This is a genomic window from Thiorhodococcus mannitoliphagus (assembly GCF_010915725.1).
Classification (GTDB): domain Bacteria; phylum Pseudomonadota; class Gammaproteobacteria; order Chromatiales; family Chromatiaceae; genus Thiorhodococcus; species Thiorhodococcus mannitoliphagus.
On the sequence record NZ_JAAIJR010000001.1, the window covers coordinates 116,662 to 141,546 of the forward strand.

Genomic DNA, 24,885 nt, shown 5'->3' on the forward strand with positions numbered 1-24,885 from the left:
CGCCGCGCGGGTCGTCAGCCTATATCCGGCCATCGGCTTTCAGCGATTCCTTCGCCGCGCGCACGATCTCGTCCGGGGTCCGTTCGCCGATACCGCTGTTCTCGCCCTCGATCAGCGCACGGCGGATTGCTTCGATCTCCGCGCTTCGCTCCTGATCGCGCCGGATGAGGTCGCGGATGTATTCGCTGTCGTTGGTGAAGTCCCCGCGCGCGATGCGCGCCTTGACCCATGCGCCCTGCTGGTCGGTCAGTGTGATCGTCTTGCGGACCCTTCCCATGCTCATCTCCGTCGCGTAGCGCGTCATACGATTGGTGCAATACAGCGCATCACACCATAGCGATCCGTTTGAGTCCTGGACCTCGACCTACGGGGTGATTTACTCGCCAGCATCATCCTGTTGGAGCAAGTCCTCGATTTCTTGCTTCCTGGACTCGAGCCCGAGTCGCTCGATCACGTGATCCTCTGGGATTTCCGCCAGGAGTTTTTCGAGCGCGCTTTGCTCTGACTGAAGCAAGCGCTTCTCGACGTGGAGGTAGTCAGACATTCGCTGCAGTCTCCTTGGGCTCAGGTGTGCGCTCGACCGCTACAGAAACACTACCGGTTAAAAGATCATGCATCATGCCGGCTTTGAGCTGGCTAAGCTTGGCCAGCTCATTTTGCAGTCCCGCGAGCTGACCGTCGGCCGTCCCGAGCCTGTCCTCGATTCGCTGCTGTTCTTCCAGATGCGGCCAGGCGACCGGGAAATTGTGCAACTGTGTCGAATTGATGGACGCAAGATTGGTCGACTGCTTCGAACTCAAGACGAAATACTTCTTTCCGAAGGATGACTGCGACCAATACGCCAGGAACTGTGACCGCAGCATCTCGCTGCGTGGCCGCACTCGAAAGACGTGATTCTGGTGAATGCAGGGCTCGATTTCCTGGTTCCAAACCGTACCTCGGCCAAGTTTGTCGAAGTCACCCCCTCGTTCATGAGCACGTCACCGCGACGCAACGCTAGCCTTGAAAGCTGCGCTGCATTCACGCGGATCGTCTTGACCTCGTTGAGGTCGAGGTAGCCGTCCTGCACATTGGCAACCCTGAGGTAGGCTACTTCGATGTGGCCCAAGTCGATGTCACCGTTCAGCGTTACGCCTGACGCGATTTCGGCCATCGTACCGAGGTTTGGCAGCTCCCACTCCTTCGGAATCCAGCCCAGCGGCGATTCCTTATAGAGCTGCGGGGCCTCGTCGCGTGGTGGCCGGAGCTGGCCCTCTGCCGTCACGCCTCGGGTGAAGAGGTCGTGCATCAGGCCGGCCTTGATCTGCTGCGTCTTGGCGATGAGCGCTTCTGTCTGCTCGATGGCATCGTCGACTGTCGAGAGGATTTCGGCGATGCGTTGCTGAACGTCTCGACAGGGACGGGGGACTTGGATCTTCCGTATGTCGGCCAGCACCAGACGTTTAAGGGCGCTGCCTGACTGCAAACGGAACAGCTGAGAATCGAAGAGGTTCGAGCGGAGCACCTGAGTGAGAAACTCAGGATCGAAACTGCCATCTGAACGAAGGAGTGCTATTGACGAGAGCAGCACAACGCCCTGATCCTCGCGGTAATGCACGACTCGCCCGATGGTTCCATCTTTCGATAAGAGGACGTCACCAACCTGAGGCGCGCAGTTCTGTGTCCGCAGCAATTGCCAGTCGGCTTCCGAGATCCTCGTACAGGTCGCCAGGTCGATTCTTCCACTTGGGATGTCTTTGGCATTTACGATGGGGCGACCTTCAACCTGGGGTGTCGGGCTGAAGTGCGAACCATCAGTGACAAGTCGACACGCTTTGCCAAGTTGAACGGCCGGAAAGCTGGTGTCACGCATAGCTAAGCTCCCCCAAGACTCCCTTCAGCTTGCCCGTCGCCGCGTTGCGACACTGCTCGATGTCCGCCTCGGCGCTCATCCCTCGACCTCCTTTGCCCAGGTGATGACTTTTTGCCGAAGTTCTTCCTTCGATGGCAGGTAGAGCTGGTACTCGGAAGCATAGATGTTGCTGTCGACTGGCAGCGTCAGCTCGACGACGGCATCGTTCTTTTGCTGACATAGGAGTATGCCGATTGTTGGAGCCTCCTCGGCAGTCTTTACATACCGGTCAAAGTAGTTCACGTACATCTGCATTTGACCCAAGTCCTGATGAGTCAGCTTATCGAGCTTCAGATCAATGATGACGTAGCAGCGAAGCAGACGATTGTAGAAGACGAGATCGACGTAGAAGTGATCGTTGTCGAAGGTGAAGCGTTTCTGCCTCGCCTCGAAGAGGAATCCCTTGCCCAGTTCGAGGAGAAAATGCTCGAGCTTGTCGATGATGGCGGTCTCCAGCTCATGCTCGTTGTAGCTGCTCTGCTCGTCGAGATCGAGAAACTCGAGTACGTAGGGGTTCTTGATGATGTCCGCCGCTTCCTCGACGACCAGGCCTTGCTCGGCGAGCTTCTTGATCTCCGCCTTATCTCGGCTCAAGGCAAGCCGCTCATAGAGTGCGCTGGCAATCTGGCGTTCGAGCTCCCGCACCCCCCAGCTGTTGGCGCAGGCCTCGATCTCGTCGAAACGTCGTGCCTGAGCGTCGCGCACCGTCTGGAGGGCAATGTAGTGCGACCAGCCGAGCTGGAAGTGCTCGCTGAGCTCGCGCACCGCGGATTCGAGGGCTTGCAGCCCGGCAAGCCGAGATTCAACCAACGCCTTTGGTTGAATCTCAGTGGAGCCCGATGGGGCGCTGTTAGATTCAACCAGCACCTTCGGTTGAATCTCGGAATATGCCTCGTAAAAGGCTCGGAATCGCCGAAGGCTCGTCGGAGATACCCCTTTCATGCCGCGAGCCTTGAGTGACGCAGCGAGTCGATCGATCAGCGCCTTGCCATAGAGCTTGGCCCGGGGCGCGCCGGCGTTTACGTACTCAACGAGGTAATAGCCGAAGAGCCAGTTGCGAACGACGAGGGCCGTGTCAACAGAACGGGCAGCCCTGCGCTGCAGCTCATGGTGCGTTTGCTCGAAGAGTGCAACGAGCTGCTTAATCTCGGGAGCCTTTGCATCAACCATATCCCAACTCCTCCAGGAATCCCTTGAGCTTCCCCGTGGCCGCATCGCGCCGCTCCTCGATGTCCGCCGCCGTCACGGCATACTTCGCGTGCAGGTTCTCCAGCGCGGCGAGGCACGCCCGTTGATCCACGCGCAGATAGGAGGCGTAGGTCTGCACGAGCAGGCGATGCAGCCGGTCGAGGATGACCTTGCGCGCTTCGTCGCGGTCGATCTTTTTGCGGGCGGACTCGACCAGCTCGTCCTGCTTCTTGTCGACAGTGCGAAGGTCGGCCTTGAGCTGTCTGGCTTCGTCTTCCAGGGACTTGTGCCTCGCGAGCTTGGTTTCCTCGGCCACGGCCGCCTTCTCGTATGCCTTGTGGTCGCCGAGGTTTGGGTCGCGCTTGGCCAGTTTGGCCTCGCCCTTGAGCTGCTTGAGCTGGGCCTTGAGCGCCTTGACCTGCTCACCGGGCAGCACGCCGAGGTCGTCCGCGTCCGCGTAGTCCTCTTCGTCGGCGGCGGCGAAGAGCGCGGCGAGCTCGGCGAGGCGGGCGCGCTTCCGCTCCATCTCGGCGAGCACCTCGGGGAACTGGCTCTCCAAGATGTCGGCGTCGGGGATGAGCTCAGGCCCCCAGCCGCTGGCGGCGATGGACTTGAGGTCCGCCTTCAGCTCGTCGACGTAGCGGGCGAAGGCACCGCGGATCTGGTGGCCCGTCAGGAGCTGGCTGCTGGCGAAGGTGTCCTCGATGGAGGCGAGCAGGCCGCGGCGTAGCGCGTAGGCATTGCCCGGCTTGCGCCCATTCGGGCCGTCGCTCGGCGCAAGTGCCTCAATGTCCGGAAGGTGCTGATCCCACCAGGCGTCGAGCGTCGCGAGGAAGGCCGCGTGGGCGGCCGCAACGCTCGTGTCGCCGTTCAGGATCTCGGCCAGAGCGCGGCGATCGGTGACGGCGGGCGTGAAGTCGAGGTAGGTGCTGTCGTCTGATCTCGGCTGGAAGCAGCGGGCGCGCAGCTCGGGATAGTTCGTCCAGAAGCGCTCGAGGGCGTCGATCTCGCTCCTGGGCACGCCGCCGTGGAGGTGGGCGCGCACGTCATGGGGCTCCGGCGGCGGGGCATTGTCCACGTAGCGGCGGATGTTGCAGTTGAAGTCCTCTCCCTCGATCTCTTCCACCGGCACGCGGCGAGCATAGCCGGGAAGCGCGTCGCGTCCGCCACTGGTCAGCGTTCGGTAGGCATGGACGATGCGGGAAATGTCCTCGGCCCGCAGGAAATTCTGCGCCTTGCCATCGCGATAGTCGCGGTCGGCATTGATGAAGACGACGTGCTTGCGCGTCGGTGCGTCCTTCTTGTTCAGCACCAGAACGCAGGCGGGGATGCCGGTGCCGTAGAAGAGTCCGGCGGGCAGTCCGATGATCGCCTCCAGCCAGCCGCGCTCGATGAAGTGGCGGCGAGTCTCACGCTCCTCGCCGCCGCGGAAGAGGACGCCGTGGGGCATGACGGTGGCCATCTTGCCGTCGCCCTTGAGCACCGCGAGCATGTGCTGGACGAACATGAGGTCCGCCTTCTTGCCCTTCTCGGGGAGCCAGACGGCGAAGCGGCCGGGGTAGTCGATGTCCTTCTTGATGTAGTTCTGGCTGAAGGGCGGATTGGCGAGGACGCGGTCGTAGCGCTTGAGCTCGCCGTTCTCGTCCTTGTGCTGCGGGCGGCGGATGGTGTCTTCCTGCCGGATGTCGGCGTGGGGGATGCCGTGCAGGAGCATGTTCATCTTGCAGATGGACCAGGTGGTGCCGATGCTCTCCTGGCCATAGAGCGAGAGGTCGCGCGGGTCGCCGCCGATCTCGCGGATGTAGTCGCGGGTCTGGAGAGGTAGGTCCCCACGTTCGTCTTCTGATGCGCGACCCCCATGCGCTTCTTGACGGTCTTGTCGCCGTCCTTGATCTCCACGAAGATGGGCTCGCCGTCAGGCGTCTTCGGATTCCAACGGGCCTCGAGCGGAACGAAGACGGTGTATTGGTCGGGGTTGTCGAGCTGGGTGGCAATCAGCGCGTCCGCCATGCCGCGCGCCTTGAGCGTCCTGGCGAGCTGGTCGCGCTCTTGGTCGAAGAGATCCGAGAGCCGCTTCAGGAACAGCATGCCGAAGATGTATTCCTTGTACTCCGACGCATCCATGTTGCCGCGCAGGTCGTCGCAGGCGCGGAACAACAGGTTGGACAGGTGGCTGAGGGTCAGTTTGGTCACGAGAATCCTTTTGGGCGATGAGGTGCCTTGTCGCTTGATTGCCGTCTGTGGGGAACGCTCTGCGGTTGGGCGCCAGTCACCGGTGTCGGGCTCGGTCGCCGCTCGGCCGCACGGGAGATAGCCGTAGAGGGTCGATGGTGTGCGACACGCAGGCGCGTAGCGACTTGCTCGACGCTGATCTCGGGATTTGCGAAGAGCGTCTTGGTCATTTCCAGAGCTTCCCTGTTGCGCGAGCGTGGTGGTCCGCCCAGCCGGCTTCGCGAGCGCGCCGAAGCGAGTCCAGCCCGCGTCCGTTTGCGGATCATGGTCCGCTCGGATTCGGCGAGTGCACCAAAAGAGGTGAAAAAACAGCTTGTCGCCAGCACTGGCCATGTCGATGGCTTCCATCCGCGAGCGGAAGCCGTTTCCGTGGGCATCGAGTGTCTCGACGGTTTCGATCAACGGCTTGAGGGGGCGCGCCAGGCGGTCCAGCTTGAACACCAGGGTGTCCCCGGGTGCCTGTACGCCAGTGCGCGGGCAAGCTAGGGCTGACCGCGCTGCGCGCCCGATGCCTGTTCGAGCAACTGCTTCCGGCAGCCCGCTTGGGTCAGGGCATCGAGCTGTGGCTACCCTGGAGTCCAGCCTGCAGCCGCGTTCGGTATGAGGACGGAGAACCAGGTGCGAGTCGATCGGCAAGGACCTCGGCACAACGCCGACCCATGTTGCGAGCGGCGGCGAGCCGCCCCTGAGCGAGCCGCCCCTGAGCGGGTAGGCTGAAATCGTTGTCCGTGAAGTCCAGGTCCGGCTCGCGCATCCCTTGGCAGTGTTCGGGATGCTAAGTATTGAGCGCTAGGGTTTCAATAGGTTCTTTCGGAGCGCTGAACGACTGGTGTTCCGGCCGATCAGGCCGATGTCCCGAAAAGGAGTGTTCTTGAGGCAGGGCAGACGGCAAGGCCGGTTCTGTTCTGATTTCAGAGCCGGGTGTGATTTGCTTTAGCAGATATCTTTTCTAGCAGATGGTTGATGGCATCCTTCAGCGCGCTGTACGGGGTGCTTCGGCGGGAGTTTGCGACACAGCTGGAGCGGTCTCGGGGAGTGCCATTTGGCGAATGGGGCTCTGGCGTTCGCTGCGCGGATGGGCTGTCTTGCGGTCCTATCCCTTGGGGGGCGTTGGGCAAAACGAATAAAGCCCGCGCGAAGGCAGGCTTTATCGGGGTGCCATGTCGGCTGTCCGGCGATTGGCGCCGGGCAGTTCGGGCTTACTTGATCTTGCCTTCCTTGTACATGACGTGCTGGCGGATGACGGGATCGAACTTCTTGATCTCCATCTTGCCAGGCTGATTGCGCTTGTTCTTGGTCGTGGTGTAGAAGTGACCAGTCCCGGCGCTCGAGTTCAGGCGGATTTTATCACGTGCTGCCTTTGCCATTGACGGACCCTCCGGTTAGACCTTTTCGCCGCGTGCACGGAGATCGCCGAGCACGGCGTCGATGCCATTCTTGTCGATGATGCGCATGCCCTTGGTGGACAGGCGGAGCTTGACCCAACGCTTCTCGGTCTCGACCCAGAATCTCTTCTCATGAAGATTGGGGAGGAAGCGGCGCTTGGTCTTGTTGTTCGCGTGCGAGACGTTGTTGCCGGTGAGGGGGCGTTTACCGGTAACCTGACATACCTTGGACATGGCGGGGATCCCTACAAGTCGGCGTGTATTTGATCGATAAAGAAGCGGAACTCTAACATGGGTTTCGCTATTCGTTCAAGTGTCGATTTCGCCTTCAATTCCTGATCTTACAGCAGTCCGCGCTCGGCAAATGAAGTGCCTTCGCCATCGCCGACGATGATGTGGTCCAGCACGCGTACCTCGATGATGGCCAGGGCGTCCTTGAGCCGTTGCGTGATGCGCAGATCCGCTTGGCTGGGCTCGGCGACCCCGGATGGGTGATTGTGCGCGAAGATCACGGCCGCGGCATTGGTCTCGATGACGCGCCGCACGACCTCTCGTGGGTGGACGCTGGCGCCGTCGATGGTTCCGTAGAAAAGCTCGTCGTAGCGGATGACGCGGTGGCGATTGTCGAGAAAGAGGCAGGCGAAGATCTCTTGGGGCGAGCTGTAGAGGCGCATCTTGAGATAGCCGCGCGTGGCCTCCGGGCTGGTCAGGACATCCTGCCCGCTGATGCGCGTCAGGAGATAGCGACGGCTGAGTTCGAGCACCGCTTGGAGCTGCGTGAACTTGGCTGTGCCGAGTCCCTTGGCTGCGCAGAAGCGACGCTGGTCCGCCGCAAGCAGCCCGGTCAGTCCGCCGAAACTGGCCAGCAGGTCTCGAGCGAGATCTACGGCACTGCGTCCAGCAACACCTGTGCGGAGAAAGATCGCCAGAAGTTCCGCATCCGAGAGGGCTCCGGCGCCGTGCGCGAGCATCTTTTCTCGCGGCCGTTCGTCCTCGGGCCAGTCCTTGATCGTCATTCCCAATCTCCCTCCGCCCCGATCTCGCGCGGCGGATCAGTTAAGATCACTGTCATGCTCAGGGAACAAGATACACGATTTGGCAATGAGTCATCAGCAAGCTGAGAGGGTACTCCTTGGAGTCGGCGGCGGTATCGCTGCCTACAAATCCGTCGACTTGGTACGGCGCCTCAAGGAGCGTGGCTTCGAGGTCCGGGTCGTGATGACCCAGGCGGCGACCGGTTTCGTCGCGCCCCTGACCTTTCAGGCCGTCTCCGGCCATCCGGTCAGGACGTCACTCCTGGACCCTGCGGCCGAGGCCGGCATGGGTCACATCGAGCTGGCACGCTGGGCGGATCGGCTGCTCATTGCGCCCGCCACGGCGGATCTCATGGCGCGTCTGGCGGCCGGTATCGCCGACGACCTCTTGACGACGCTCGCACTGGCGACCGAGGCGGAGCTGGTGTTGGCCCCGGCGATGAATCAGGTCATGTGGCGTCACGCGGCAACTCAGGCCAATCTGGAAAGGCTGCGTTTGCGAGGCGCCCGAATACTGGGCCCCGGCGAGGGCGAGCAGGCCTGCGGCGACCTGGGGCCGGGGCGGATGTTGGAGCCGGTCGAGATCGCCGCAGCGCTTGGTGGGCGCGCTGAGGCTTTGTTGGACGGCGTGCGGATCCTCATGACCGCTGGGCCGACGCGCGAGCCCGTGGATCCGGTGCGTTTTCTCGGCAACCGCAGCTCCGGGCGCATGGGCTATGCCCTGGCTGAGGCCCTCGCGACGCTGGGTGCCAAGGTTGCGCTGGTCACGGGTCCGACGGCCCTGCCCTCGCCGCCTGTCGCCGAATTGGTGCGGGTCGAATCCGCGTTGGAGATGCATGCCGCCGTCATGGGGCGGGCGCCGCAGTGCGACATCTTCATCGGGGCCGCAGCCGTTGCCGACTATCGGCCTGTAGACCCGGCGGTGCGGAAGATCAAGAAGGACGCCGGGGAGCTGACGATCCAGCTCGTGCGCAACCCGGACATCCTCGCCGAGGTCGCCGCGCTGCGTCCCGGACCCTTCACGGTGGGCTTCGCCGCCGAGACCGATCGGGTGATCGACTATGCGCGCGGGAAGCTGGAGAAGAAGGGGCTGGATCTCATCGCCGCCAACCAAGTGGGCGGCGAGCGCGGTGGATTCGAGCGCGAAGACAATGCCCTCACCGTACTTTGGGACGGCGGCGCGCGCGAGCTACCCATGATGAGCAAGACGCGGCTTGCGCGCGAATTGGCCGCGCTCATTGCCGAACGATATGGAGACCGCCATGCAGCATCGGCTTGAAGTGAAGATTTTGGATAGGCGGCTTGGGACCGACTTCCCGATGCCGGCCTATGCGACCCAAGGTTCTGCTGGGCTCGATCTGCGGGCGATGCTCGAGGCGCCCCTGGATTTGGCGCCTGGCTGCAGCGAGTTGCTGCCGACGGGCATGGCCGTGCACATCGCCGAGCCAGGCGTGGCGGGCATGATCCTGCCGAGGTCGGGTCTCGGGCACCGGCACGGCATCGTCCTCGGCAACCTGGTCGGCTTGATCGATTCCGACTACCAGGGGCCGCTGCTCGTTTCCTGCTGGAATCGCGGCAATGCGACCTTCCGCATCGAGGTCGGCGAGCGCATCGCCCAGTTGTTGCTGGTCCCCATCCTGCTTGCCGACCTGGTGGTCGTCGACGCCTTCGAATCCTCAAGCCGTGGCGAAGGCGGCTTTGGGCATACCGGTAAACATTAGGCTGACTCCCGCACCGCCGGAACGTCCGCAGTGACCGGGAGCAACAGGATCAACAGGATCGAAGTCGAGAGATCCTCTTGACCTTGTCGAAGCACCGATCGAGCTTGAGGCCGCGCTTCGCGCAGCTTGGGCGCAACCGATGCTGCGGTAAAATCCTTGACGAACCTCGGCAGGCGTCGGGCTCTCGGCTCCGGCCTAGCCTCTACCCGGATCTTTGCGTCTCTCACGCCTTCGTGGTTCAAATTCCAATATCCGACAGATCAGCCTGAGGGCACTTAAACCCATGTCATTGCCAAGCGAGCGCGCCCAGACCATTGCCAAAGTCCTCATCGAGGCCCTGCCCTACATCAGGCGCTTCCAAGGAAAGACCATGGTGATCAAGTACGGCGGCAATGCCATGGTTGACGAAACCCTGAAGCAGGGCTTCGCGCGCGATGTGGTGCTGATGAAGCTGGTTGGGATCAACCCGGTGATCGTGCACGGGGGCGGGCCCCAGATCGGCTCTTTGCTCAAGCGTCTCGGCAAGGCGAGCGAGTTCGTTCAGGGGATGCGGGTGACGGATGCCGAGACCATGGACGTGGTCGAGATGGTGCTCGGGGGTCTGGTCAACAAAGAGATCGTCAACTTCATCAACCAGCACGGCGGCTCCGCGGTTGGACTGACGGGCAAGGACGGCGATCTGATTCGTGCCAGCAAGATGCTGCTGAAGCGTGATGCCCCGGAACTCCAGGCGCCAGAGATCATCGACATCGGCCACGTCGGGGAGGTCAAGAGCATCGACCCTGGCATCGTGCACATGCTGGTCAATAGCAACTTCATCCCCGTGATCGCGCCCATCGGCGTCGGTGAAGACGGTCGCTCCTACAACATCAACGCCGACCTGGTGGCCGGAAAGATGGCGGAGGTGCTCAAGGCGGAGAAGCTCTTGTTGCTGACGAACACCGCCGGACTCTTGGATGCCCAGGGTGAGCTGATCACCGAGCTGGAGGTCGGGCGTGTCCAGGAGCTGATCGAGGAAGGCGTCATCAGCGGCGGCATGCTGCCCAAGATCGGCTGCGCCATCGACGCGGTCAATTCGGGTGTCAAGACGGCGCACATCATCGACGGACGGGTCGAGCACGCCGTCATGCTCGACCTCTTCACGGACACGGGTGTCGGCACCCTGATTCGGGCACGCTGAGATGCCCCTAAGTCGGACAGGCTCCTAGGGCCGCATCTGCGGATCGTCCGCCCGGACGAGCGAGGAATGGAAGCCGTCACGGATCTCCGGGATGGTCGGATTCATGCAATAGAGGCTCGCCGTGAGCCGATTCTTGCACTGCACGTCCAAGTAGAGATGGACCGGCTTGTTGGGAGCCGTCTGCGTCCAGGACAGGGTCAGGCTGCGGTCTTCGCGCTCATCCTGCGCAAACCCGATCAGCAGCCCTGGGCCGGCGACCTCCGTCTTCACATTGGAGTGGGATCGAACGTAGTCGTTGGCACGCTCCCAGTACTTGTTGCACTGCGCCGCGTTCTTGCATGCGACGAGAATCGAGAGCCTGAGTTCTGAGGTAACGGGCTCGTTCGATTCATCGGGCTCGGGCAGGCGCTTGAGCTTGCGATAGCGGGCGACGATCTCGCGGAACTCGTTGCGGATCGCCTGCTTGCGGTACTCATTCTCCACAACCTCGGCGTAGCCGTTGCGGATGCTGACGACGGCTTCGTCGACCTCTTTCTGCAGCGCATCCGAGACCGGCTTGCCATCCTTTTTGAGCTGAGCGATCTTGTCGTTCAGCTTCAATAGACGGCTGGTCTCCGCGCGAACGCCGTCGCGCTTCATCTGGATGACGGCCTCGACGGCGGCGATCTTGCCGTTTCTGGCGAGTTCAAGGTCATCGATCGTCTTGTGGGTTCGGAGCAGCCTCTCATCGGCCGCCTTCTGCGCGGCGAGCCGCTTTGCCTCCTCGGCCTTCTGGCGCTCCTGCTCTGCCGCCTTCTGAATCTCTTCCTCCGTCGGTGCGGGTGGGACTTCCTCGACCTGCACGCCCTCCTCCGAAATGCGTGCCCGTGCCTTATCCGCTTGCGACGGTGGGATTTTGTCCGTGTACTGGACTTCGCCATTGTCGTCGACCCATCGGTACAATTGCTGGGCCTGGGCATGGCCGAGCGCGATCGTGACGGCGAGCGCGGCAACGGCGGCTTGGGCGAAAGGGATCCGGCGACTTTGGTGATGAGGTATCGAGGGCATGTCAGACTCCATAGCGTGATCTATAGTCCTGCATCGCCTTGACCAGCCCCTGGTCGTTGGCGGACTCGTCGAGATAGGCGATGAGATCCTTTAGGGTCAGAATACTTTGTACTGGAATACCATAGGTGCCTTGGACCTCCTGAACGGCGGAGCCCGCGTCACGCCCGCGCTCCTGGCGGTCGAGGGCGATGACGACCCCGGCTGGCTCGGCGCCGGCGGCGCGGATGATCTCGACGGATTCGCGCACGGAGGTCCCGGCCGTGATGACGTCATCGATGATGAGCACGCGGCCCTCGAGCGGGGTGCCAACGATGGTTCCACCCTCGCCGTGGTCTTTCGCCTCCTTGCGATTGAAGGCGTAGGGGGTTTCGCGTCCATGCTGCGTCGCCAAGGCAACGGCGGTTGCGGCTGCGAGTGGAATCCCCTTATAGGCAGGGCCGTAGAGGACGTCGAACGCTATGCCGGAGGTCAGGATGGCGGCGGCATAGGCCTGTGCAAGGCGCGCCAAGCGTCCTCCCGTGTTGAATAGGCCGGCATTGAAGAAGTACGGGCTTTGACGGCCCGATTTGAGCGTGAAATCCCCGAATTTCAGCGCACCGATCTCAGTGGCGAAGCTCAGAAGCTCACGTTGATAATCATGCATTGCGGGTTTCCTGCAGACGAAGCGGGCCGATAGGGAGGACTGGTCCCAGTCCCAGCAATCTTGCCACGCGCTTGCTTGATCGGCCGAGCATAGCAAGGCTCGGAGCAGAAGCCAGGGCCCTTTGACGGAATTGGAGTCATGCTCACATCTGAGTTCGGAGTTTACCTCACCGCGCTCCTGGTCGGGCTGCTCGGCGGCGTGCACTGTTTGAGCATGTGCGGCGGGCTGGTCAGCTCGCTCACGCTGGGGCTGGACGCGCAAATTCGCCGTGACCCCTGGCGGATGCTCCCCTATCAACTCGCTTACAATCTCGGCCGTCTGGCGGGATACCTGGTCGGTGGTGCCCTGGTCGGCGGTCTGGGCGCGATGCTGCTGCAGCTCGACTCCCTGCAGATCCTTCAGCGGCTGCTCTATGTCTTGGCGGGTGCCGTGATGGTGCTGCTCGGGCTCTATCTCGCCGGCTGGTGGCGCGCCTTGGCTGTTGTGGAGCGCCAGGGGCTGCGGCTGTGGCGCCGTCTGGAGCCTGTGGCGCGACGCCTGCTCCCCGTTCGCAGCTGGCGGCAGGCCCTGGTCATGGGTTTCATCTGGGCCTGGATTCCCTGCGGCCTGGTCTACAGCGTGCTCCTCACTGCAGTCGCGACCGCGAGCCCCCTGGACGGTGCCATCGTCATGCTCATGTTCGGTCTCGGGACGCTGCCGAACCTGCTGGGCATCGCCATGCTTGCCGGTGCCGCGGCGCGCATTGCCGAGCGGGCCTGGGCGCGCCAGCTTGCCGGTGTGCTGGTGATGGGCTTTGGCATCTATGCGCTCTGGCAGGTCGGTTTCGCCGGCTGATTCCGCCGCCGCGCGTCTGCGGCTCGAGGGACGGCGACGCGGCGCGGGGGCTCAGTCGCGGTCCACGGCGATCGGGAAGGTCTTGGGCGCCAGGATCCTCAAGCGTTTGTATCTCGCGTGCTCGCCGCCCAGGATCTCGACCTTCGAAGGCGCGACGCCGAAGGCCTTGGCCACGAAGCGTTGCAGCGCCGCGTTGCCCTTGCCGTCCACGGGAGGAGCCTTGATGCGGACGCGGAAGTGCTCGCCCGAGGGATCTGGCCCCTGCCAGGCATCCTTGGGCGCGCGCGGCTGCACGCGCAACGACAGCTCCAGATCATCGCCGCTCCAGCGATACCAGCTCATGCCTGCGCCAGACTCAGAAGGGGCTGGCGACAAGCCACTTCAGCGGCGGGATCAAGAGCATGTTCAGCAGCACCAGCACGACCATGACGAGCATTGGAGAGAGGTCGATGCCGCCAATCGGCTGGATCAGGCGCTGGGCTGGACGCATCAGGGGATCGGTCAGGCGCGACAGCAGTGAGACCGCAGGGTTGTAGGGGTCTGGATTCACCCAGCTGAGGATGACGCGGATGAGTACGGCGAAGAGGAAGATGTTGATGAAAAGCTCGGCCAGACTCGGAATCGCCCAGCCAAGCGCGCCGAACGGCGAGCGATCCGCCCCGATCAACATGATCAGGATGGCTAGCTCCAGTGCCGACAACAGCCACGCCAGCACCAGCGCGGCTAGATCCATGCCGCCATAGCCCGGTATGACGCGGCGCATGGGCCTGAGAACCGGGGAGGTCACCTTGACCACGAACTGTGAGATCGGGTTGTAGAAGTCGGCCCTGGCCCATTGCAGCAGGAAGCGGATGGCGACGACCGCGATGTAGAGCCCGAATAGGGTCTGGATCAGGAAAATAACCGGATTGAGCAGATAGGAGTCCGTCATTGGTCCTCCGAGAGGGTTTTGGAAAGCGCTTGGGCGCGGTCACGGGCGGCGGCCGTGGCGCGCGCGATCAGCCCGCGCAGATCCGCATCGGCGAAGACCTCGAGCGCGCGCTCCGTGGTGCCGCCCGGAGAGGTGACTTGCTCGCGCAGCCGCGAGGGCGGGGCATCACTCTCGATCGCCATCTTGGCGGCGCCCAAGGCCGTCTGCATGGTTAGCAGACGCGAGGTTTCGGGGTCCAGTCCGAGCGCGATGCCGGCCTCCTCGAGCGCCTCCATGAAGAGAAAGAAGTAGGCCGGACCGCTGCCCGAGATGGCGGTGACGGCGTCGATCTTGTCCTCGTCATCGACCCAACGGATCAGCCCGGCCGCCCGCAGGATGGTCTCCGCGCGATTGCGTCCCTCGGCGTCGACCTCGGCGCTGGCGTGCAGACCGATGGCCCCTGTCTGGACCATGGCCGGTGTGTTCGGCATGGCGCGTACGATGGGGAGCGGGCGGCCTAGCCAGCCCTGGATGGTGCGTTCGGGCACTCCGGCCATGACGGAGACGACCAGGGGCGCCGCGCTGGGCAGGGTCGGAGCCATCGCTGTGCAGACCTGGCGGGCGATCTGCGGCTTGACGCAGAGCACCAGGGTGCCGGCGTCGGCCAGCGCCTCCGTGCTCTCGGCGAAGGCGCGCACCCCGTAGCGCGCTTGGAGCGCGTTGCGTCGCTCCGGATTTGGCTCGGAAACGCAAATGTCTTGCGCCGCGTAGCCGTCCGCGACCAAGCCGGCGATGAGGCTGGTGGCCATGTTGCCGCCGCCGATGAAAGCGATCTTGGCTGTACTCATACAAACTCTACCCCGGAAAAACTCGATGTCTGAGGTCGGCGCCCGGTCATCGCGAACGCCTGTCGCCTCAATTATAGGGGCGCGGGCCGAAGACCGCCGTGCCGATGCGCACCTGGGTTGCGCCCTCCAGGATGGCGGCCTCGAGATCGCCGGACATGCCCATTGAGAGGCATGACAGGGGGTGGGCAGCTGTCGCCAGTTGATCCCGCAGGCGCCTCAGTGACGCCAAGGGTTTGCGCTGGCCGGCCTCGTCCTCGGCCGGCGCCGGCAGCGTCATGAGACCGCGTACCTCAAGGCGTGGCAGGACGCTGCAGGCCGCGAGGAGATCGGCAAGGTCCGCTGGGTCGACACCCGCCTTGCTGCGCTCGCCGCTCAAGTTGACCTGTAGACAGACCTTGAGTGGTGGGGCTTCGGGCGGACGCTGATCGTTCAACCGGCGCGCATGGCCGAGATCGGACAAGCCGTGCACCCAGGCGAAGCTGGCCGCGATCTGGCGTGTCTTGTTCGATTGGATCCGGCCAATGAAGTGCCATTCGATGTCCAGCCCGCGCAGCGCCGCGATCTTATCCAAGCCCTCCTGCACATAGCTCTCGCCGAAGACGCGCTGGCCCGCGCCATAGGCGGCGCGGATGGCGTCGACCGGCTGCTTCTTGCTGACCGCGATGAGGGTGATCTCTTCGGGAGAGCGTCCGGCACGCGCGGCCGCGCTGCGGATGCGCTCGAGGACCTGCTCGAGACGCGAGGCAACCGAGGCGTCGGTCATGACTCGAGTAGCCGCTGCAACTGTCTGAGCGCCTGGCCGCGGTGGCTGAGTCCGTTCTTGGTCTCGGGGTCAAGCTCGGCGGAGCTGCAGCCATGGGATGGGACGAAAAAGATGGGGTCATAGCCGAAGCCGTTCGTCCCTCTTGGTGTCGTCAGGATGCGGCCTTCCCAGGTGCCTTGGCAGATCAATGGGGTTGGATCCTCGGCATGGCGCAAATAGACGAGCAGGCACTGGAAACGGCCGGTCCGCTGATCTTCTGGGACCTCGGTGAGGTCAGTCAGCAGCTTCAGCAGATTCTCCTCGTCCGAGGCGCCGGGACCCGCGTAGCGAGCCGAATAGATGCCAGGAGCGCCGCGCAGCGCATCGACCTCGATCCCAGAGTCGTCGGCGATGGCGGCCAGACCGCTGTGGGCCGAGGCATTCCTCGCCTTGATGATGGCATTCTCGACAAAGGTGAGCCCGGTCTCCTCCGCCTCGGGCACCTCGAAGTCTCCCTGAGGTCGGACCTGAATCTGTGCTCCGGTAAGCAGCTGGCCGATCTCCCTAACCTTGCCCGCGTTGTTGCTTGCCAGAACGATCTGCTCACCCCGATGTGATCTCGCCATCTGTATGCCTCTTCGTGCGCGCCGCCCGCCGACCAGTCAGTCTCTGCTCAATCGCCCTTCAGCACCGCCAGTTGAGCCGCCTGGATCTCTTGGATACCGGCCGCGCCCAGTTCGAGCAGTGCGTCGAGTTCTTCACGGCTGAAAGGCGCGCCCTCGGCCGTGCCCTGGACCTCGATGAAGCGCCCGGTGTTATCCATGACCAGGTTCATGTCGGTCTCGGCCGTGCAGTCTTCGGCGTAGTCGAGATCGAGAACGGGCGTGCCCTGATAGACGCCAACAGAGACGGCGGCGACCTGGGCATGGATGGGGTCGCGCGCGAGTTCGCCCTTGGCGAGCAGGCCGTCCAGCGCATCGCGCAGCGCGACCCAGGCGCCACTGATGGCGGCCGTACGGGTGCCCCCGTCGGCCTGAATGACGTCGCAATCCAGGGTGATGCTGCGCTCGCCGAGTAGCTCCAGGCTTGCGGCTGCGCGCAGTGAGCGTCCGATCAGGCGCTGGATCTCCAGGGTGCGACCGCCTTGCTTGCCTCTTGCGGCCTCGCGCCCGGTCCGTTCGTTGGTGGCGCGCGGCAGCATGCCGTACTCAGCGGTGATCCAACCTTTGCCTTGTCCCCTCAGGAAGGGCGGCACGCGTGACTCGACGCTTGCGTTGCAGAGGACCCGCGTCTCGCCGAATTCGACGAGCACCGAGCCTTCGGCGTGACGGGTGTAGCCGCGAGTGAAGCGGATGGGGCGCAGCTCATCGGCGCGACGTTGGGATGGTCTCATGATCGGGGGTCTTGCTCCGGGTGTTCTGACAGTGAGTAGGCCGATGTCAGAGGGGGCGGCTATCGCCGATGACCTCTGACGTGGACTCTTTGATTCGGGCGTATTGAGGGTCGTCCAAATAGGGCGCCAGGACGCCTAGTAGCTCGGCAGCATCCTGTGGCCGCTTGGCGGCATCCATTGAGAGTGCCCAATCGACCGCGTCTAGCAGAAACCCTGGATAGCGATCCTTGAGGGCTTCCTTGGCAGGGACCATTTGGTCCTCTTTTTGCCGCTCAGGCGCGGGCTGAGGGGTCTTGCCTTCCATGCAGGTGCGAATGCTGGCGCCGACCGCGTAGACATCCGTCCAAGGCCCGACCTGGCCGGCCCGGAAGTACTGTTCGACGGGCGAATAGCCGGCGGTGATGACCTGACCACCGCGCGAGCGCCCTCGATTTAGCGGATGAACAGCACCCAGGTCAAGCAGCAGTGGCTGGTTGCCGTGCCGAAGATGGATGTTTCCGGGCTTCACGTCCAAGTGCAGCATCGACTTGCGGTGCAGCATTGCAAGGGCGTCAAGGATGGGGACGAAGACTTCGAGCAGGAAGGTCGCGCTGAGTTTGCCCTTGCGCTCGTGCAGATAGGCGCCGAGATTGCGGCCGCGCTCATTGGGCATGACCAGGTAGCCGGTTTCGTTCGCCAGGAAGAAGGCGCTGACCCGCACGATGTTAGGATGGCGCAAAGACGCCAAGGCCTTCACTTCCTGATAGAAGAGCTTGCGCCCGTGATGAAGATTCTCGGTAAATTCGGCACTGATCGGAACGATGCGCCGATCGGCGTCGCGGCGCGCGATCTTCTTTGGCATATACTCCTTGATCACGACATCCTCGCCGTTATCATCATCGGTGGCCAGATAGATGAGACTGAAACCACCTTTGGCGATGGCTTTGTTGATCCGGTAGGCGCCGACCTTGGTGCCTACTGGAAGTGTCTCTCTTGCGGCTGCCATGAGTGAGGGTGAGGTTGTCTGGGCGGACCTTGGCTAACGACAGTCGCTATAATAGAACGATCGACTGCGAAATTTCCGCCGCTTTGTACCTTTTCCTTCCCTGTTCCGACGTGAGACACCCCGCATTATGATCAAGAGTATGACGGCCTTCGCCCGGGAGACCCGCAATGGTGTGCTCGGCGATCTGACCTGGGAGCTGCGGACCGTCAATCACAGATTCCTCGAGCCGCACATTCGTTTGCCCGAGGAACTGCGCGCACTGGAAGTCCCTGTCCGCGCGCGCCTCACGGCGAGCTTGCAGCGTGGTAAGTTGGATTGCACGCTGCGCTACAGTCCGGCGGTTGGCGTGGTTGGGGCACTGCGGGTGAACAAACCCTTCGTCGAGCAGTTGCTGGCTGCGGGTCGGGAGGTCGACGATCTGATTGGCCGCCCCTGCGCGCCCTCGTCGTTCGAGCTGCTGCGCTGGCCTGGCGTGCTGCAGGAGCAGGAGCCCGATCTCGATCGGCTGACGGCCGAGGCCCTCGAGCTGCTCGATGCCGCCATCGCGTCCCTGGTGGCGACTCGGGCGCGCGAGGGCGAGCGCTTGGACCGACTGCTGCGTGATCGCTGCGCGCGTCTTCAGGAAGCCGTCGTGCGGGTGCGGGCGCGCATGCCCGAGGTGCTCGACGCCGTGCGCGCGCGGCTCCGCGAGCGGCTCGATGAGCTGAAGGCCGAGCTGGATCCGCAGCGCCTGGAGCAGGAGATCGCCCTGGTGGCCGCCAAGCTCGACGTCGACGAGGAGATGGATCGACTCGAGGCCCACGTGGCGGAGGTCCTCGAAGTGCTGGCGCGCGACGAGCCCGTCGGGCGTCGCCTGGATTTCCTGATGCAGGAACTCAATCGCGAGGCCAACACACTGGGCTCGAAATCGTCGGACGTGGCCGTGACCCGTGAGGCGGTCGAGATGAAAGTCTTGATCGAGCAGATGCGCGAGCAGGTCCAGAATCTGGAATAGCCCTGAGTATCACCGAACGGAGCAGTCTATGGGCGAAGGTCTCCTCTTCATCGTTTCGGCGCCGTCGGGTGCCGGCAAGACCAGCTTGGTCAAGGCGCTCCTGGAGCGTGACGCCGAGCTGTCCTTGTCCGTCTCCTGCACGACGCGACAGGCCCGCGCTGGCGAGCAGGATGGGATCCACTACCATTTCCTGAGTCAGGACCAATTTCGTCAAGAGCTGGCCGAAGGCGCCTTTCTGGAGCACGCGGAGGTCTTCGGCAACTTCTACGGGACCCGCGAAGCAGATGTGCGCGCCTGCATCGCCGCTGGTCGGGACTTGGTGCTAGAGATCGATTGGCAGGGCGCGCGCCAGGTCCGGGAGCGCTTCGGCGCCGCGATCAGCATCTTCGTCCTCCCACCTAGCATCCAGGCGCTGGAGCAGCGTCTGCGCGGGCGCGGCACAGACAGCGACGACATCATCGCCGGGCGCATGGCTCAGGCGCGCGACGAAATGCTGCACTTCGGCGAATACGACTATCTGGTCGTGAACGACCGCTTCGAGATGGCGCTCGACGTCCTCGCGGCCATCGTCACGGCCGAGCGTCAACGGCTCTCGCATCAGCGCCCGCGCCTGGCGAGCCTGCTTGGCGAGATCGAATCCAATCACTGAATCGAGATAGAACGACTGATCCGGAGATCACAATGGCACGAATTACCGTCGAGGATTGCCTCGAGCACGTAGACAACCGTTTCGACCTGGTCCTGCTCGCGACCAAGCGGGCGCGGCAGCTTGCCAATGGCGTCGAGCCGATCTTGGCTTGGGAGAACGACAAGCCGACCGTCATGGCACTGCGGGAGATCGCCGCCGGCAAGATCAGTAACTCCATGGTCCAAGAGGCACAGCGCGAGATGGACGAGACCACTGCCGCCCTCGAGCAGGCGCTTGCCGAGGGGTTTGCGGCGGAGCCTGCTGTCAGCCCAGAGCCGCCGCAGGATGCGAAAGACTGAAGACCCCGTCGTTGCGCGTGGACCGACCGAGCCGATTCTTAGCGCCGTCGCGGGGCTGCATCGGCCCGGCCTCTTGGTCGACGCGCCTGGTGCCGCCGAGGTGACCCCCGCGAGCGCGACGCTGTGCGCTCCCGTGGCCGCGCTCGACTCGGAATCACCGGCGCCCGAGCCGCTCGCGAACAGCGTTGCCCCAAGCGGAGCCGACAGCCGCTATCTCATCAGCGATCTCTGCGTCTTTCTCGAAAGCTACCTGCCTCCAGAGCAGATCAGCGAGTGCTATCGCGCCTACCTCTTCGGCGCCGAGGCCCACGAAGGGCAGAAGCGCAAATCCGGCGAGCCCTATATTTACCATCCGCTGGCCGTGACACGCATCCTCGCCGAGATGCGCATGGATCATCAGTGTCTCATCGCCGCGCTGCTCCATGATGTGATCGAGGATACGCAGATCGCCAAGGAGCAGCTGGCCGCCGACTTTGGCGAGGCGGTTGCCGAACTGGTCGATGGCGTTAGCAAGCTCACGCAGATCGATTTCAAGACGCGTGCCGAGGCGCAGGCGGCGAGCCTGCAGAAGATGCTCTTGGCCATGACCCGAGATATTCGGGTCATCCTCATCAAGCTCGCGGATCGCTTGCACAACATGCGCACCCTCGACTCCATGAGCGCCGAGGCGTGCCGCCGCATCTCGCGTGAAACCCTGGAGATCTTCGCGCCCATCGCGAATCGACTCGGCATCAACTGGGTGCGTGTCGAACTCGAGGAGCATGGCTTCGCGCACTATTGGCCCTGGCGCCGCCACGTCATCCAACGCGCGGTGCAGAGAACCTCAGGCGCTCGCCTGGAGATGGTGAGCACCGTGGAGACCGCGCTCAAGCGCGTGCTGCATCAGGAGGACATCCAAGGTTCCGTCGAGGGGCGTCGTAAGCACCTCTATGGCATCTATCGGAAGATGAAAGAGAAGTCGCGCGGCTTTTCCGAGCTGGTCGATGTCTTCGCCTTTCGGGTGACGGTGGATCGGGTCGACACCTGCTATCGGGTGCTCGGGCTCGTGCACAACCTCTACAAGCCGGTGCCGGGGCGATTCAAGGACTACATTGCCATCCCCAAGGCCAATGGCTATCAGTCCCTGCATACCGCGCTGGTCGGTCCGCAGGGCATTCAGATCGAGATTCAGATTCGCACCGAGGACATGCACCGCGTCGCCGAGTCCGGTATCGCCGCGCACTGGATGTACAAGACGGGGAGCCAGGTGCCGTCAAGTCCAACGGCACTGGCGGCGGATTGGCTGCAGAACCTGCTCGAGATGCAACGCGAGGCCGGCAACTCGGTCGAGTTCCTCGAGCACGTGAAGGTGGACCTCTTCCCTCGGGAGGTCTACGTCTTCACTCCCAAGGGATGCATCATCTCGCTCAAGCGCGGCGCGACCATCGTGGATTTCGCCTACGCCATCCACTCAGACATCGGCAACAGCTGCGTCGCGGCCCGCATCGACCGGCGCATGGCACCCTTGAGCACTGGCCTGCGCAGCGGGCAGACCGTGGAGATCATCACGGCGCCGGGCGCACGGCCCAATCCAGGCTGGCTGAACTTCGTCGTGACGGCCAAGGCGAGGGTGAACATTCGTGGCCACCTCAAGAAGGTGAAGTCGCGCGAGGCGCGGGCTTTCGGCAAGCGGCTGCTCAACGCCGAGCTGTCGGCCTTCAGCATCAATATCGATGGCGTGGACCCGATCCGCTTGGCGACCTATCTGGAAGACGCCCACCTGCGCGACCTTGGCGAGCTGCTCGATGACATCGGCCTTGGGAATCGGCTCGCGACCTTGGTCGCGCGACGTCTCGTCGGCGTGGAGGGCGATGACGCCCCGAGCCGGGCGGTGAGCGACGGCGATGCCCATTCCCACCGGCTGTCGATCCGTGGCACCGAGGGCATGGTGGTCCATTTCGCGCGATGCTGTCTTCCGATTCCGGGTGACGATATCACGGCCGTCTTCAGTCCGGGCCGGGGTATCGTGGTCCACCGCACCGAGTGCCGTAATCTCGGAAGCCTGGAGACGAAGGGCGACAAGCGACTGAATGTCGAGTGGTCTGAAAAGCCCGAAGGCGAGTTCTCCACTGAGATCCGCGTCGAGGTGAGCAATCGGCGTGGCGTCCTCGCTGTCGTCGCCGGCGCGATCGCGGAGCAGGGATCCAATATCGAGAACGTCCAGACCACCGAGAAAGACGGCATGATCACAGACCTCGGTTTCCAGCTTCAGGTCAGCGGCCGCGCCCACCTGGCGCGCATCATGCGGCGGCTGCGTCTCATCCAGCTGGTCACCCGGATCACGCGCGTGACGCGCTCTTGAGCTTGTAACTCGCCGTCGCTGGCGCCATTTCCCGGTCAAGGCTGACGCTCGGGGCGCGGCTCAAGTACGGAGTTAGAGCCATGACTGAAGAAACGGTGTTGAACGAGCGCCTCTCATTGACAAGGCGCACCATGGCGCTGGTCGAGGGCTGGGGACTGGCGTCGCGTGAGATCGCGGAGCTGTTGCAGCTGCCCGCGTCGGTCAAACCTCGCCATCTGGTGCGGTTTCGCGACGCTGAGGCCTTCCCCGATGATCCTCAGGTGAATCGCCGGGTCGCCTATCTTGCGCGCATCGAAGAGGCCCTCCTAACCTACTTCCCGCGCAATCCCGAGATGCGGCACCTTTGGATTCGCCGCGCCAATAAGAAATTTGGTCGGCGCGCGCCCGTCGCTGTCATGGTGGAAGACGGGGAGAGCGGCTTGATCTCGGTTCTGTCGCATCTCGACTGTACCTTCGCCTGGGATCTCACCGGTTCGCAGGCCGATTACAGCCGCGCCTAGTCTACAGCCTGTCGGGTCGGCAAAGGCTTCCATTTCCGGCTTCCGGGCACGCATGAGGTGGATTCGCGCGTGCGGTCTCGGTAGACTTCCCGCTTACCTGCCCTGAGCTGGTTCTGGAGTCACCCACCATAAGGGTATCGACCGCGCCCACAATGAGAAGCGCGGCGTGCCGAATCCCCACACGACTCACCATCGAGCGACGCATCCACGGCATCCTTCGGTAGATCACTGATCGCCGAGCCGGGGGCTATTGTCGTGCTTTTGCTTAGGGCTTCCCAATCGACGAGAAGAACGCAGACCATTGCGCCATGGACGTATTTCCCCTTCCAGTAGCTCGTATCGGAATCATCGGCGGTGGCCAGCTCGGCCGCATGCTGGCGAAGGCAGCAAAGCGGCTTGGCTGTACCTGCGTCGTTCTGGATCCGACGCCGGGCTCGCCCGCGGGCCAGGTCGCTGGACACCAGATCGTAGGTGACTATCACGATCCCGCGCGACTCCGCGAGCTGGCCGAGTCCAGCGACGTGACCACTTTCGACATCGAGGACATCGACACTAAGAGCCTGATCCAACTCGAACGCGAGGGTAATCGCGTCCTACCCTCTCCGGGTTTGCTCGCCCTGATCCAGGACAAGCTGACCCAGAAGCAGGCGCTGGCCGCGGCCAAGATTCCAACCGCGCCCTTTATCCCCATGCCGGAGCCAAGTCCTGCCGCCTTTGCTGACTTCGGCTATCCCTTGGTGCAGAAAGCCAGGCGCGGTGGCTATGACGGGCGAGGCGTCAGCATCATGAAGACTCCCGACGACTATGGCGCGCACCTGCCGATCGACTCCCTGCTGGAGCGCTTCATCCCAGCCGCCAAGGAACTCGCCGTGGTGGTGGCCCGGGGGCTCGATGGCGACTGCCGCTGCTATCCAGTCGTGGAGATGCGCTTCCGCCCTGGTGAGAACGTCTTGGAGATGTTGCTTGCGCCGGCCAATATCCCGCCAGAAACCGCCCAGGCGGCAACCGAGCTGGCGATCCGCACGGTCGAAGTGCTGCAAGGGGTGGGCATCTTCGGTGTCGAGATGTTCCTGAGCGAATCCGGCGAACTCTTGGTCAACGAGGTCGCCCCGCGCACTCACAATTCCGGCCACCACACCATCGAGGCCAATGTGACGGACCAATTCGAGCAGCACCTGCGGGCCGTCGTCGGTCTGCCGCTCGGGGCGACGGATCAGCTCTCGCCCGCCGCCATGATCAATCTGCTGGGGGCGCCTGGGCATCACGGCCGCCCCGTCATCAAGGGCATGGCCGAGGCGCTGGCGATTCCAGGTGTCTGCCTGCATCTCTATGGCAAGGCCGCGACGGCGCCCTTTCGCAAGATGGGGCATGTCACGGTGTTGGATCCTGATATCGAAGAGGCGAAGAAGAAGGCGATGCGTGTGCGCGAGCTTATCGAGATCTCCGGGGAGGACCACCCATGACCCAGGCCTTGGTTGGAATCATCATGGGCAGCGACTCAGACCTGCCGGTCATGCAGGATGCCGCCTCCATCTTGGACGAATTCGAAGTCCCCTACGAGATGACGATCGTATCCGCGCATCGCACCCCGAAGCGGCTCTACGACTATGCCGAGTCCGCCGTGGAGCGTGGTCTGCGGGTGATCATCGCGGGCGCTGGCGGCGCGGCCCATCTGCCCGGCATGGCGGCCGCCATCACCCCCCTGCCAGTGATCGGCGTGCCGGTCAAGACCTCCAGCCTGTCCGGGCAGGACTCGCTGCTGTCGATCGTCCAGATGCCGGCGGGTGTTCCGGTCGCCACGGTGGCCATCAATGGCGCCAAGAACGCCGGGATCCTCGCGGCCCAGGTCCTCGGGGCCACGGATGCGCGCGTCCGTGAACGCGTTGCCAAGTACAAGCGCGACCTGGAGCAGACGGTCCTGGCCAAGGTGGCTATCATGGAGCAAGGCGCTTAGGTGATTTCCGAATAACAGTTTACCCGGTTAAGATGGGATTTACTCAACAGACTGACCCTATCGAGTCCGACCATGT

At 63.4% G+C, this 24,885-nt stretch carries 31 protein-coding genes; 11 read left to right on the forward strand and 20 right to left on the reverse strand.

What is annotated here, in order from left to right; translation table 11 throughout:
- Positions 1-19 precede the first annotated feature (19 nt).
- The 11 genes from G3480_RS00500 to radC all read right to left on the reverse strand — a co-directional run bounded on the left by G3480_RS00500 (position 20) and on the right by radC (position 7,712).
- Positions 20-304, reverse strand: coding sequence for a type II toxin-antitoxin system ParD family antitoxin (locus tag G3480_RS00500; RefSeq protein WP_240905487.1), 285 nt, complete (start codon positions 302-304; stop codon positions 20-22).
- A gap of 72 nt (positions 305-376) precedes the next feature.
- Positions 377-544: a hypothetical protein gene (locus G3480_RS00505; protein ID WP_164651696.1), complete on the reverse strand. Its 168-nt coding sequence runs from the start codon at positions 542-544 to the stop codon at positions 377-379.
- The gene (locus G3480_RS00510; protein WP_240905488.1) at positions 537-863 is read right to left on the reverse strand and encodes a restriction endonuclease subunit S; all 327 of its coding nucleotides are present in this window, start codon (positions 861-863) and stop codon (positions 537-539) included. Before G3480_RS00510 ends, G3480_RS00505 begins: the two co-directional genes overlap by 8 nt.
- Positions 797-1,852 carry a restriction endonuclease subunit S gene (locus tag G3480_RS00515; RefSeq protein ID WP_164651698.1) on the reverse strand — a complete coding sequence of 352 codons (1,056 nt, stop codon included), beginning with the start codon at positions 1,850-1,852 and terminating at the stop codon, positions 797-799. The genes G3480_RS00510 and G3480_RS00515 overlap by 67 nt, the downstream gene beginning before the upstream one ends.
- A 75-nt stretch (positions 1,853-1,927) precedes the next feature.
- Positions 1,928-3,061, reverse strand: a complete 1,134-nt coding sequence (locus G3480_RS00520) for a PDDEXK nuclease domain-containing protein (RefSeq protein ID WP_164651699.1) — start codon at positions 3,059-3,061, stop codon at positions 1,928-1,930.
- Positions 3,054-4,880, reverse strand: coding sequence for an HsdM family class I SAM-dependent methyltransferase (locus tag G3480_RS00525; protein WP_338114024.1), 1,827 nt, complete (start codon positions 4,878-4,880; stop codon positions 3,054-3,056). Before G3480_RS00525 ends, G3480_RS00520 begins: the two co-directional genes overlap by 8 nt.
- Positions 4,796-5,752 carry a type I restriction-modification system subunit M N-terminal domain-containing protein gene (locus G3480_RS29200; protein ID WP_420824600.1) on the reverse strand — a complete coding sequence of 319 codons (957 nt, stop codon included), beginning with the start codon at positions 5,750-5,752 and terminating at the stop codon, positions 4,796-4,798. Before G3480_RS29200 ends, G3480_RS00525 begins: the two co-directional genes overlap by 85 nt.
- Positions 5,753-5,858: 106 nt before the next feature.
- The gene (locus tag G3480_RS00535) at positions 5,859-6,065 is read right to left on the reverse strand and encodes a hypothetical protein (RefSeq protein WP_164651700.1); all 207 of its coding nucleotides are present in this window, start codon (positions 6,063-6,065) and stop codon (positions 5,859-5,861) included.
- Between the two features lie 445 nt (positions 6,066-6,510).
- The gene (gene rpmG / locus G3480_RS00540; RefSeq protein ID WP_007193702.1) at positions 6,511-6,678 is read right to left on the reverse strand and encodes a 50S ribosomal protein L33; all 168 of its coding nucleotides are present in this window, start codon (positions 6,676-6,678) and stop codon (positions 6,511-6,513) included.
- A gap of 15 nt (positions 6,679-6,693) precedes the next feature.
- Positions 6,694-6,930 (reverse strand): 50S ribosomal protein L28, encoded by a 237-nt coding sequence (gene rpmB, locus G3480_RS00545; RefSeq protein ID WP_164651701.1) that lies wholly within the window; start codon positions 6,928-6,930, stop codon positions 6,694-6,696.
- 107 nt (positions 6,931-7,037) lie between these two features.
- Positions 7,038-7,712, reverse strand: coding sequence for a RadC family protein (radC, locus tag G3480_RS00550; RefSeq protein WP_164651702.1), 675 nt, complete (start codon positions 7,710-7,712; stop codon positions 7,038-7,040).
- A gap of 85 nt (positions 7,713-7,797) precedes the next feature.
- On the opposite strand from radC, the gene coaBC reads away from it, so the two are divergent.
- The 3 genes from coaBC (at position 7,798) to argB (ending at position 10,631) form a co-directional block, all read left to right on the forward strand.
- Complete coding sequence (gene coaBC, locus G3480_RS00555; RefSeq protein ID WP_164651703.1) at positions 7,798-9,009, forward strand: bifunctional phosphopantothenoylcysteine decarboxylase/phosphopantothenate--cysteine ligase CoaBC; 1,212 nt, start codon at positions 7,798-7,800, stop codon at positions 9,007-9,009.
- Positions 8,993-9,451, forward strand: coding sequence for a dUTP diphosphatase (gene dut, locus G3480_RS00560; protein ID WP_164651704.1), 459 nt, complete (start codon positions 8,993-8,995; stop codon positions 9,449-9,451). Before coaBC ends, dut begins: the two co-directional genes overlap by 17 nt.
- A 283-nt stretch (positions 9,452-9,734) precedes the next feature.
- The gene (gene argB, locus G3480_RS00565) at positions 9,735-10,631 is read left to right on the forward strand and encodes an acetylglutamate kinase (protein ID WP_164651705.1); all 897 of its coding nucleotides are present in this window, start codon (positions 9,735-9,737) and stop codon (positions 10,629-10,631) included.
- A gap of 24 nt (positions 10,632-10,655) precedes the next feature.
- Here argB and G3480_RS00570 read toward each other — a convergent pair whose 3' ends face one another.
- Positions 10,656-11,678, reverse strand: a complete 1,023-nt coding sequence (locus G3480_RS00570) for a DUF4124 domain-containing protein (RefSeq protein WP_164651706.1) — start codon at positions 11,676-11,678, stop codon at positions 10,656-10,658.
- Between the two features lies 1 nt (position 11,679).
- Entirely contained in the window at positions 11,680-12,321 is a 642-nt protein-coding gene (pyrE, locus tag G3480_RS00575; RefSeq protein ID WP_164651707.1) for an orotate phosphoribosyltransferase, read from the reverse strand.
- 138 nt (positions 12,322-12,459) lie between these two features.
- Between pyrE and G3480_RS00580 the strand changes: the two genes are divergently transcribed.
- The gene (locus G3480_RS00580) at positions 12,460-13,155 is read left to right on the forward strand and encodes a sulfite exporter TauE/SafE family protein (protein ID WP_164651708.1); all 696 of its coding nucleotides are present in this window, start codon (positions 12,460-12,462) and stop codon (positions 13,153-13,155) included.
- A gap of 51 nt (positions 13,156-13,206) precedes the next feature.
- On the opposite strand, the gene G3480_RS00585 is transcribed toward G3480_RS00580, so the two are convergent.
- The 7 genes from G3480_RS00585 to G3480_RS00615 all read right to left on the reverse strand — a co-directional run bounded on the left by G3480_RS00585 (position 13,207) and on the right by G3480_RS00615 (position 18,033).
- A complete protein-coding gene (locus G3480_RS00585) occupies positions 13,207-13,497 on the reverse strand; it encodes a DUF167 domain-containing protein (protein ID WP_164651709.1) in 291 nt (96 codons plus the stop codon).
- Between the two features lie 13 nt (positions 13,498-13,510).
- Positions 13,511-14,086, reverse strand: coding sequence for a YggT family protein (locus tag G3480_RS00590; RefSeq protein WP_164651710.1), 576 nt, complete (start codon positions 14,084-14,086; stop codon positions 13,511-13,513).
- The gene (gene proC, locus G3480_RS00595; protein ID WP_164651711.1) at positions 14,083-14,913 is read right to left on the reverse strand and encodes a pyrroline-5-carboxylate reductase; all 831 of its coding nucleotides are present in this window, start codon (positions 14,911-14,913) and stop codon (positions 14,083-14,085) included. Before proC ends, G3480_RS00590 begins: the two co-directional genes overlap by 4 nt.
- Before the next feature lie 67 nt (positions 14,914-14,980).
- A complete protein-coding gene (locus tag G3480_RS00600; protein ID WP_164651712.1) occupies positions 14,981-15,676 on the reverse strand; it encodes a YggS family pyridoxal phosphate-dependent enzyme in 696 nt (231 codons plus the stop codon).
- On the reverse strand, positions 15,673-16,281 hold the full coding sequence (rdgB, locus tag G3480_RS00605) for an RdgB/HAM1 family non-canonical purine NTP pyrophosphatase (protein ID WP_164651713.1): 609 nt from the start codon (positions 16,279-16,281) through the stop codon (positions 15,673-15,675). The genes G3480_RS00600 and rdgB overlap by 4 nt, the downstream gene beginning before the upstream one ends.
- A gap of 47 nt (positions 16,282-16,328) precedes the next feature.
- On the reverse strand, positions 16,329-17,048 hold the full coding sequence (gene rph, locus G3480_RS00610; protein ID WP_164651714.1) for a ribonuclease PH: 720 nt from the start codon (positions 17,046-17,048) through the stop codon (positions 16,329-16,331).
- Between the two features lie 46 nt (positions 17,049-17,094).
- A complete protein-coding gene (locus G3480_RS00615; RefSeq protein WP_164651715.1) occupies positions 17,095-18,033 on the reverse strand; it encodes a serine/threonine protein kinase in 939 nt (312 codons plus the stop codon).
- A 127-nt stretch (positions 18,034-18,160) separates the two neighbouring features.
- Here G3480_RS00615 and G3480_RS00620 point away from each other — a divergent pair, with 127 nt between their 5' ends.
- From G3480_RS00620 to purE, 7 genes are all read left to right on the forward strand, one after another.
- Complete coding sequence (locus tag G3480_RS00620; protein ID WP_164651716.1) at positions 18,161-19,027, forward strand: YicC/YloC family endoribonuclease; 867 nt, start codon at positions 18,161-18,163, stop codon at positions 19,025-19,027.
- Positions 19,028-19,055: 28 nt separating this feature from the next.
- On the forward strand, positions 19,056-19,676 hold the full coding sequence (gene gmk / locus G3480_RS00625; protein ID WP_164651717.1) for a guanylate kinase: 621 nt from the start codon (positions 19,056-19,058) through the stop codon (positions 19,674-19,676).
- 32 nt (positions 19,677-19,708) lie between these two features.
- Positions 19,709-20,014 (forward strand): DNA-directed RNA polymerase subunit omega, encoded by a 306-nt coding sequence (gene rpoZ / locus G3480_RS00630; protein ID WP_164651718.1) that lies wholly within the window; start codon positions 19,709-19,711, stop codon positions 20,012-20,014.
- Positions 20,001-22,355, forward strand: a complete 2,355-nt coding sequence (locus tag G3480_RS00635; protein WP_240905489.1) for a RelA/SpoT family protein — start codon at positions 20,001-20,003, stop codon at positions 22,353-22,355. Before rpoZ ends, G3480_RS00635 begins: the two co-directional genes overlap by 14 nt.
- 80 nt (positions 22,356-22,435) lie before the next feature.
- A complete protein-coding gene (locus G3480_RS00640; RefSeq protein WP_164651719.1) occupies positions 22,436-22,855 on the forward strand; it encodes a DUF2384 domain-containing protein in 420 nt (139 codons plus the stop codon).
- Between the two features lie 308 nt (positions 22,856-23,163).
- Positions 23,164-24,318 carry a 5-(carboxyamino)imidazole ribonucleotide synthase gene (locus tag G3480_RS00645; RefSeq protein ID WP_164651720.1) on the forward strand — a complete coding sequence of 385 codons (1,155 nt, stop codon included), beginning with the start codon at positions 23,164-23,166 and terminating at the stop codon, positions 24,316-24,318.
- On the forward strand, positions 24,315-24,809 hold the full coding sequence (gene purE / locus G3480_RS00650; protein WP_164651721.1) for a 5-(carboxyamino)imidazole ribonucleotide mutase: 495 nt from the start codon (positions 24,315-24,317) through the stop codon (positions 24,807-24,809). Before G3480_RS00645 ends, purE begins: the two co-directional genes overlap by 4 nt.
- Positions 24,810-24,885 lie beyond the last annotated feature (76 nt).

Bases quoted from the DNA above. Each gene is read 5' to 3' on its own strand.
- rdgB (WP_164651713.1), bottom strand. From the start codon at position 16,281: ATGGCGAGATCACATCGGGGTGAGCAGATCGTTCTGGCAAGCAACAAC.
- G3480_RS00585 (WP_164651709.1), bottom strand. From the start codon at position 13,497: ATGAGCTGGTATCGCTGGAGCGGCGATGATCTGGAGCTGTCGTTGCGC.
- G3480_RS00590 (WP_164651710.1), bottom strand. From the start codon at position 14,086: ATGACGGACTCCTATCTGCTCAATCCGGTTATTTTCCTGATCCAGACC.
- purE (WP_164651721.1), top strand. From the start codon at position 24,315: ATGACCCAGGCCTTGGTTGGAATCATCATGGGCAGCGACTCAGACCTG.
- G3480_RS00635 (WP_240905489.1), top strand. From the start codon at position 20,001: ATGCGAAAGACTGAAGACCCCGTCGTTGCGCGTGGACCGACCGAGCCG.
- rph (WP_164651714.1), bottom strand. From the start codon at position 17,048: ATGAGACCATCCCAACGTCGCGCCGATGAGCTGCGCCCCATCCGCTTC.
- G3480_RS00580 (WP_164651708.1), top strand. From the start codon at position 12,460: ATGCTCACATCTGAGTTCGGAGTTTACCTCACCGCGCTCCTGGTCGGG.
- G3480_RS00620 (WP_164651716.1), top strand. From the start codon at position 18,161: ATGATCAAGAGTATGACGGCCTTCGCCCGGGAGACCCGCAATGGTGTG.
- radC (WP_164651702.1), bottom strand. From the start codon at position 7,712: ATGACGATCAAGGACTGGCCCGAGGACGAACGGCCGCGAGAAAAGATG.
- G3480_RS00615 (WP_164651715.1), bottom strand. From the start codon at position 18,033: ATGGCAGCCGCAAGAGAGACACTTCCAGTAGGCACCAAGGTCGGCGCC.
- G3480_RS00505 (WP_164651696.1), bottom strand. From the start codon at position 544: ATGTCTGACTACCTCCACGTCGAGAAGCGCTTGCTTCAGTCAGAGCAA.
- rpmG (WP_007193702.1), bottom strand. From the start codon at position 6,678: ATGGCAAAGGCAGCACGTGATAAAATCCGCCTGAACTCGAGCGCCGGG.
- G3480_RS00645 (WP_164651720.1), top strand. From the start codon at position 23,164: ATGGACGTATTTCCCCTTCCAGTAGCTCGTATCGGAATCATCGGCGGT.
- G3480_RS00570 (WP_164651706.1), bottom strand. From the start codon at position 11,678: ATGCCCTCGATACCTCATCACCAAAGTCGCCGGATCCCTTTCGCCCAA.
- G3480_RS00600 (WP_164651712.1), bottom strand. From the start codon at position 15,676: ATGACCGACGCCTCGGTTGCCTCGCGTCTCGAGCAGGTCCTCGAGCGC.
- G3480_RS00535 (WP_164651700.1), bottom strand. From the start codon at position 6,065: ATGCGCGAGCCGGACCTGGACTTCACGGACAACGATTTCAGCCTACCC.
- pyrE (WP_164651707.1), bottom strand. From the start codon at position 12,321: ATGCATGATTATCAACGTGAGCTTCTGAGCTTCGCCACTGAGATCGGT.
- G3480_RS00520 (WP_164651699.1), bottom strand. From the start codon at position 3,061: ATGGTTGATGCAAAGGCTCCCGAGATTAAGCAGCTCGTTGCACTCTTC.
- G3480_RS00500 (WP_240905487.1), bottom strand. From the start codon at position 304: ATGACGCGCTACGCGACGGAGATGAGCATGGGAAGGGTCCGCAAGACG.
- gmk (WP_164651717.1), top strand. From the start codon at position 19,056: ATGGGCGAAGGTCTCCTCTTCATCGTTTCGGCGCCGTCGGGTGCCGGC.
- rpmB (WP_164651701.1), bottom strand. From the start codon at position 6,930: ATGTCCAAGGTATGTCAGGTTACCGGTAAACGCCCCCTCACCGGCAAC.
- argB (WP_164651705.1), top strand. From the start codon at position 9,735: ATGTCATTGCCAAGCGAGCGCGCCCAGACCATTGCCAAAGTCCTCATC.
- proC (WP_164651711.1), bottom strand. From the start codon at position 14,913: ATGAGTACAGCCAAGATCGCTTTCATCGGCGGCGGCAACATGGCCACC.
- G3480_RS00510 (WP_240905488.1), bottom strand. From the start codon at position 863: ATGCTGCGGTCACAGTTCCTGGCGTATTGGTCGCAGTCATCCTTCGGA.
- rpoZ (WP_164651718.1), top strand. From the start codon at position 19,709: ATGGCACGAATTACCGTCGAGGATTGCCTCGAGCACGTAGACAACCGT.
- G3480_RS00515 (WP_164651698.1), bottom strand. From the start codon at position 1,852: ATGCGTGACACCAGCTTTCCGGCCGTTCAACTTGGCAAAGCGTGTCGA.
- dut (WP_164651704.1), top strand. From the start codon at position 8,993: ATGCAGCATCGGCTTGAAGTGAAGATTTTGGATAGGCGGCTTGGGACC.
- G3480_RS00640 (WP_164651719.1), top strand. From the start codon at position 22,436: ATGACTGAAGAAACGGTGTTGAACGAGCGCCTCTCATTGACAAGGCGC.
- coaBC (WP_164651703.1), top strand. From the start codon at position 7,798: ATGAGTCATCAGCAAGCTGAGAGGGTACTCCTTGGAGTCGGCGGCGGT.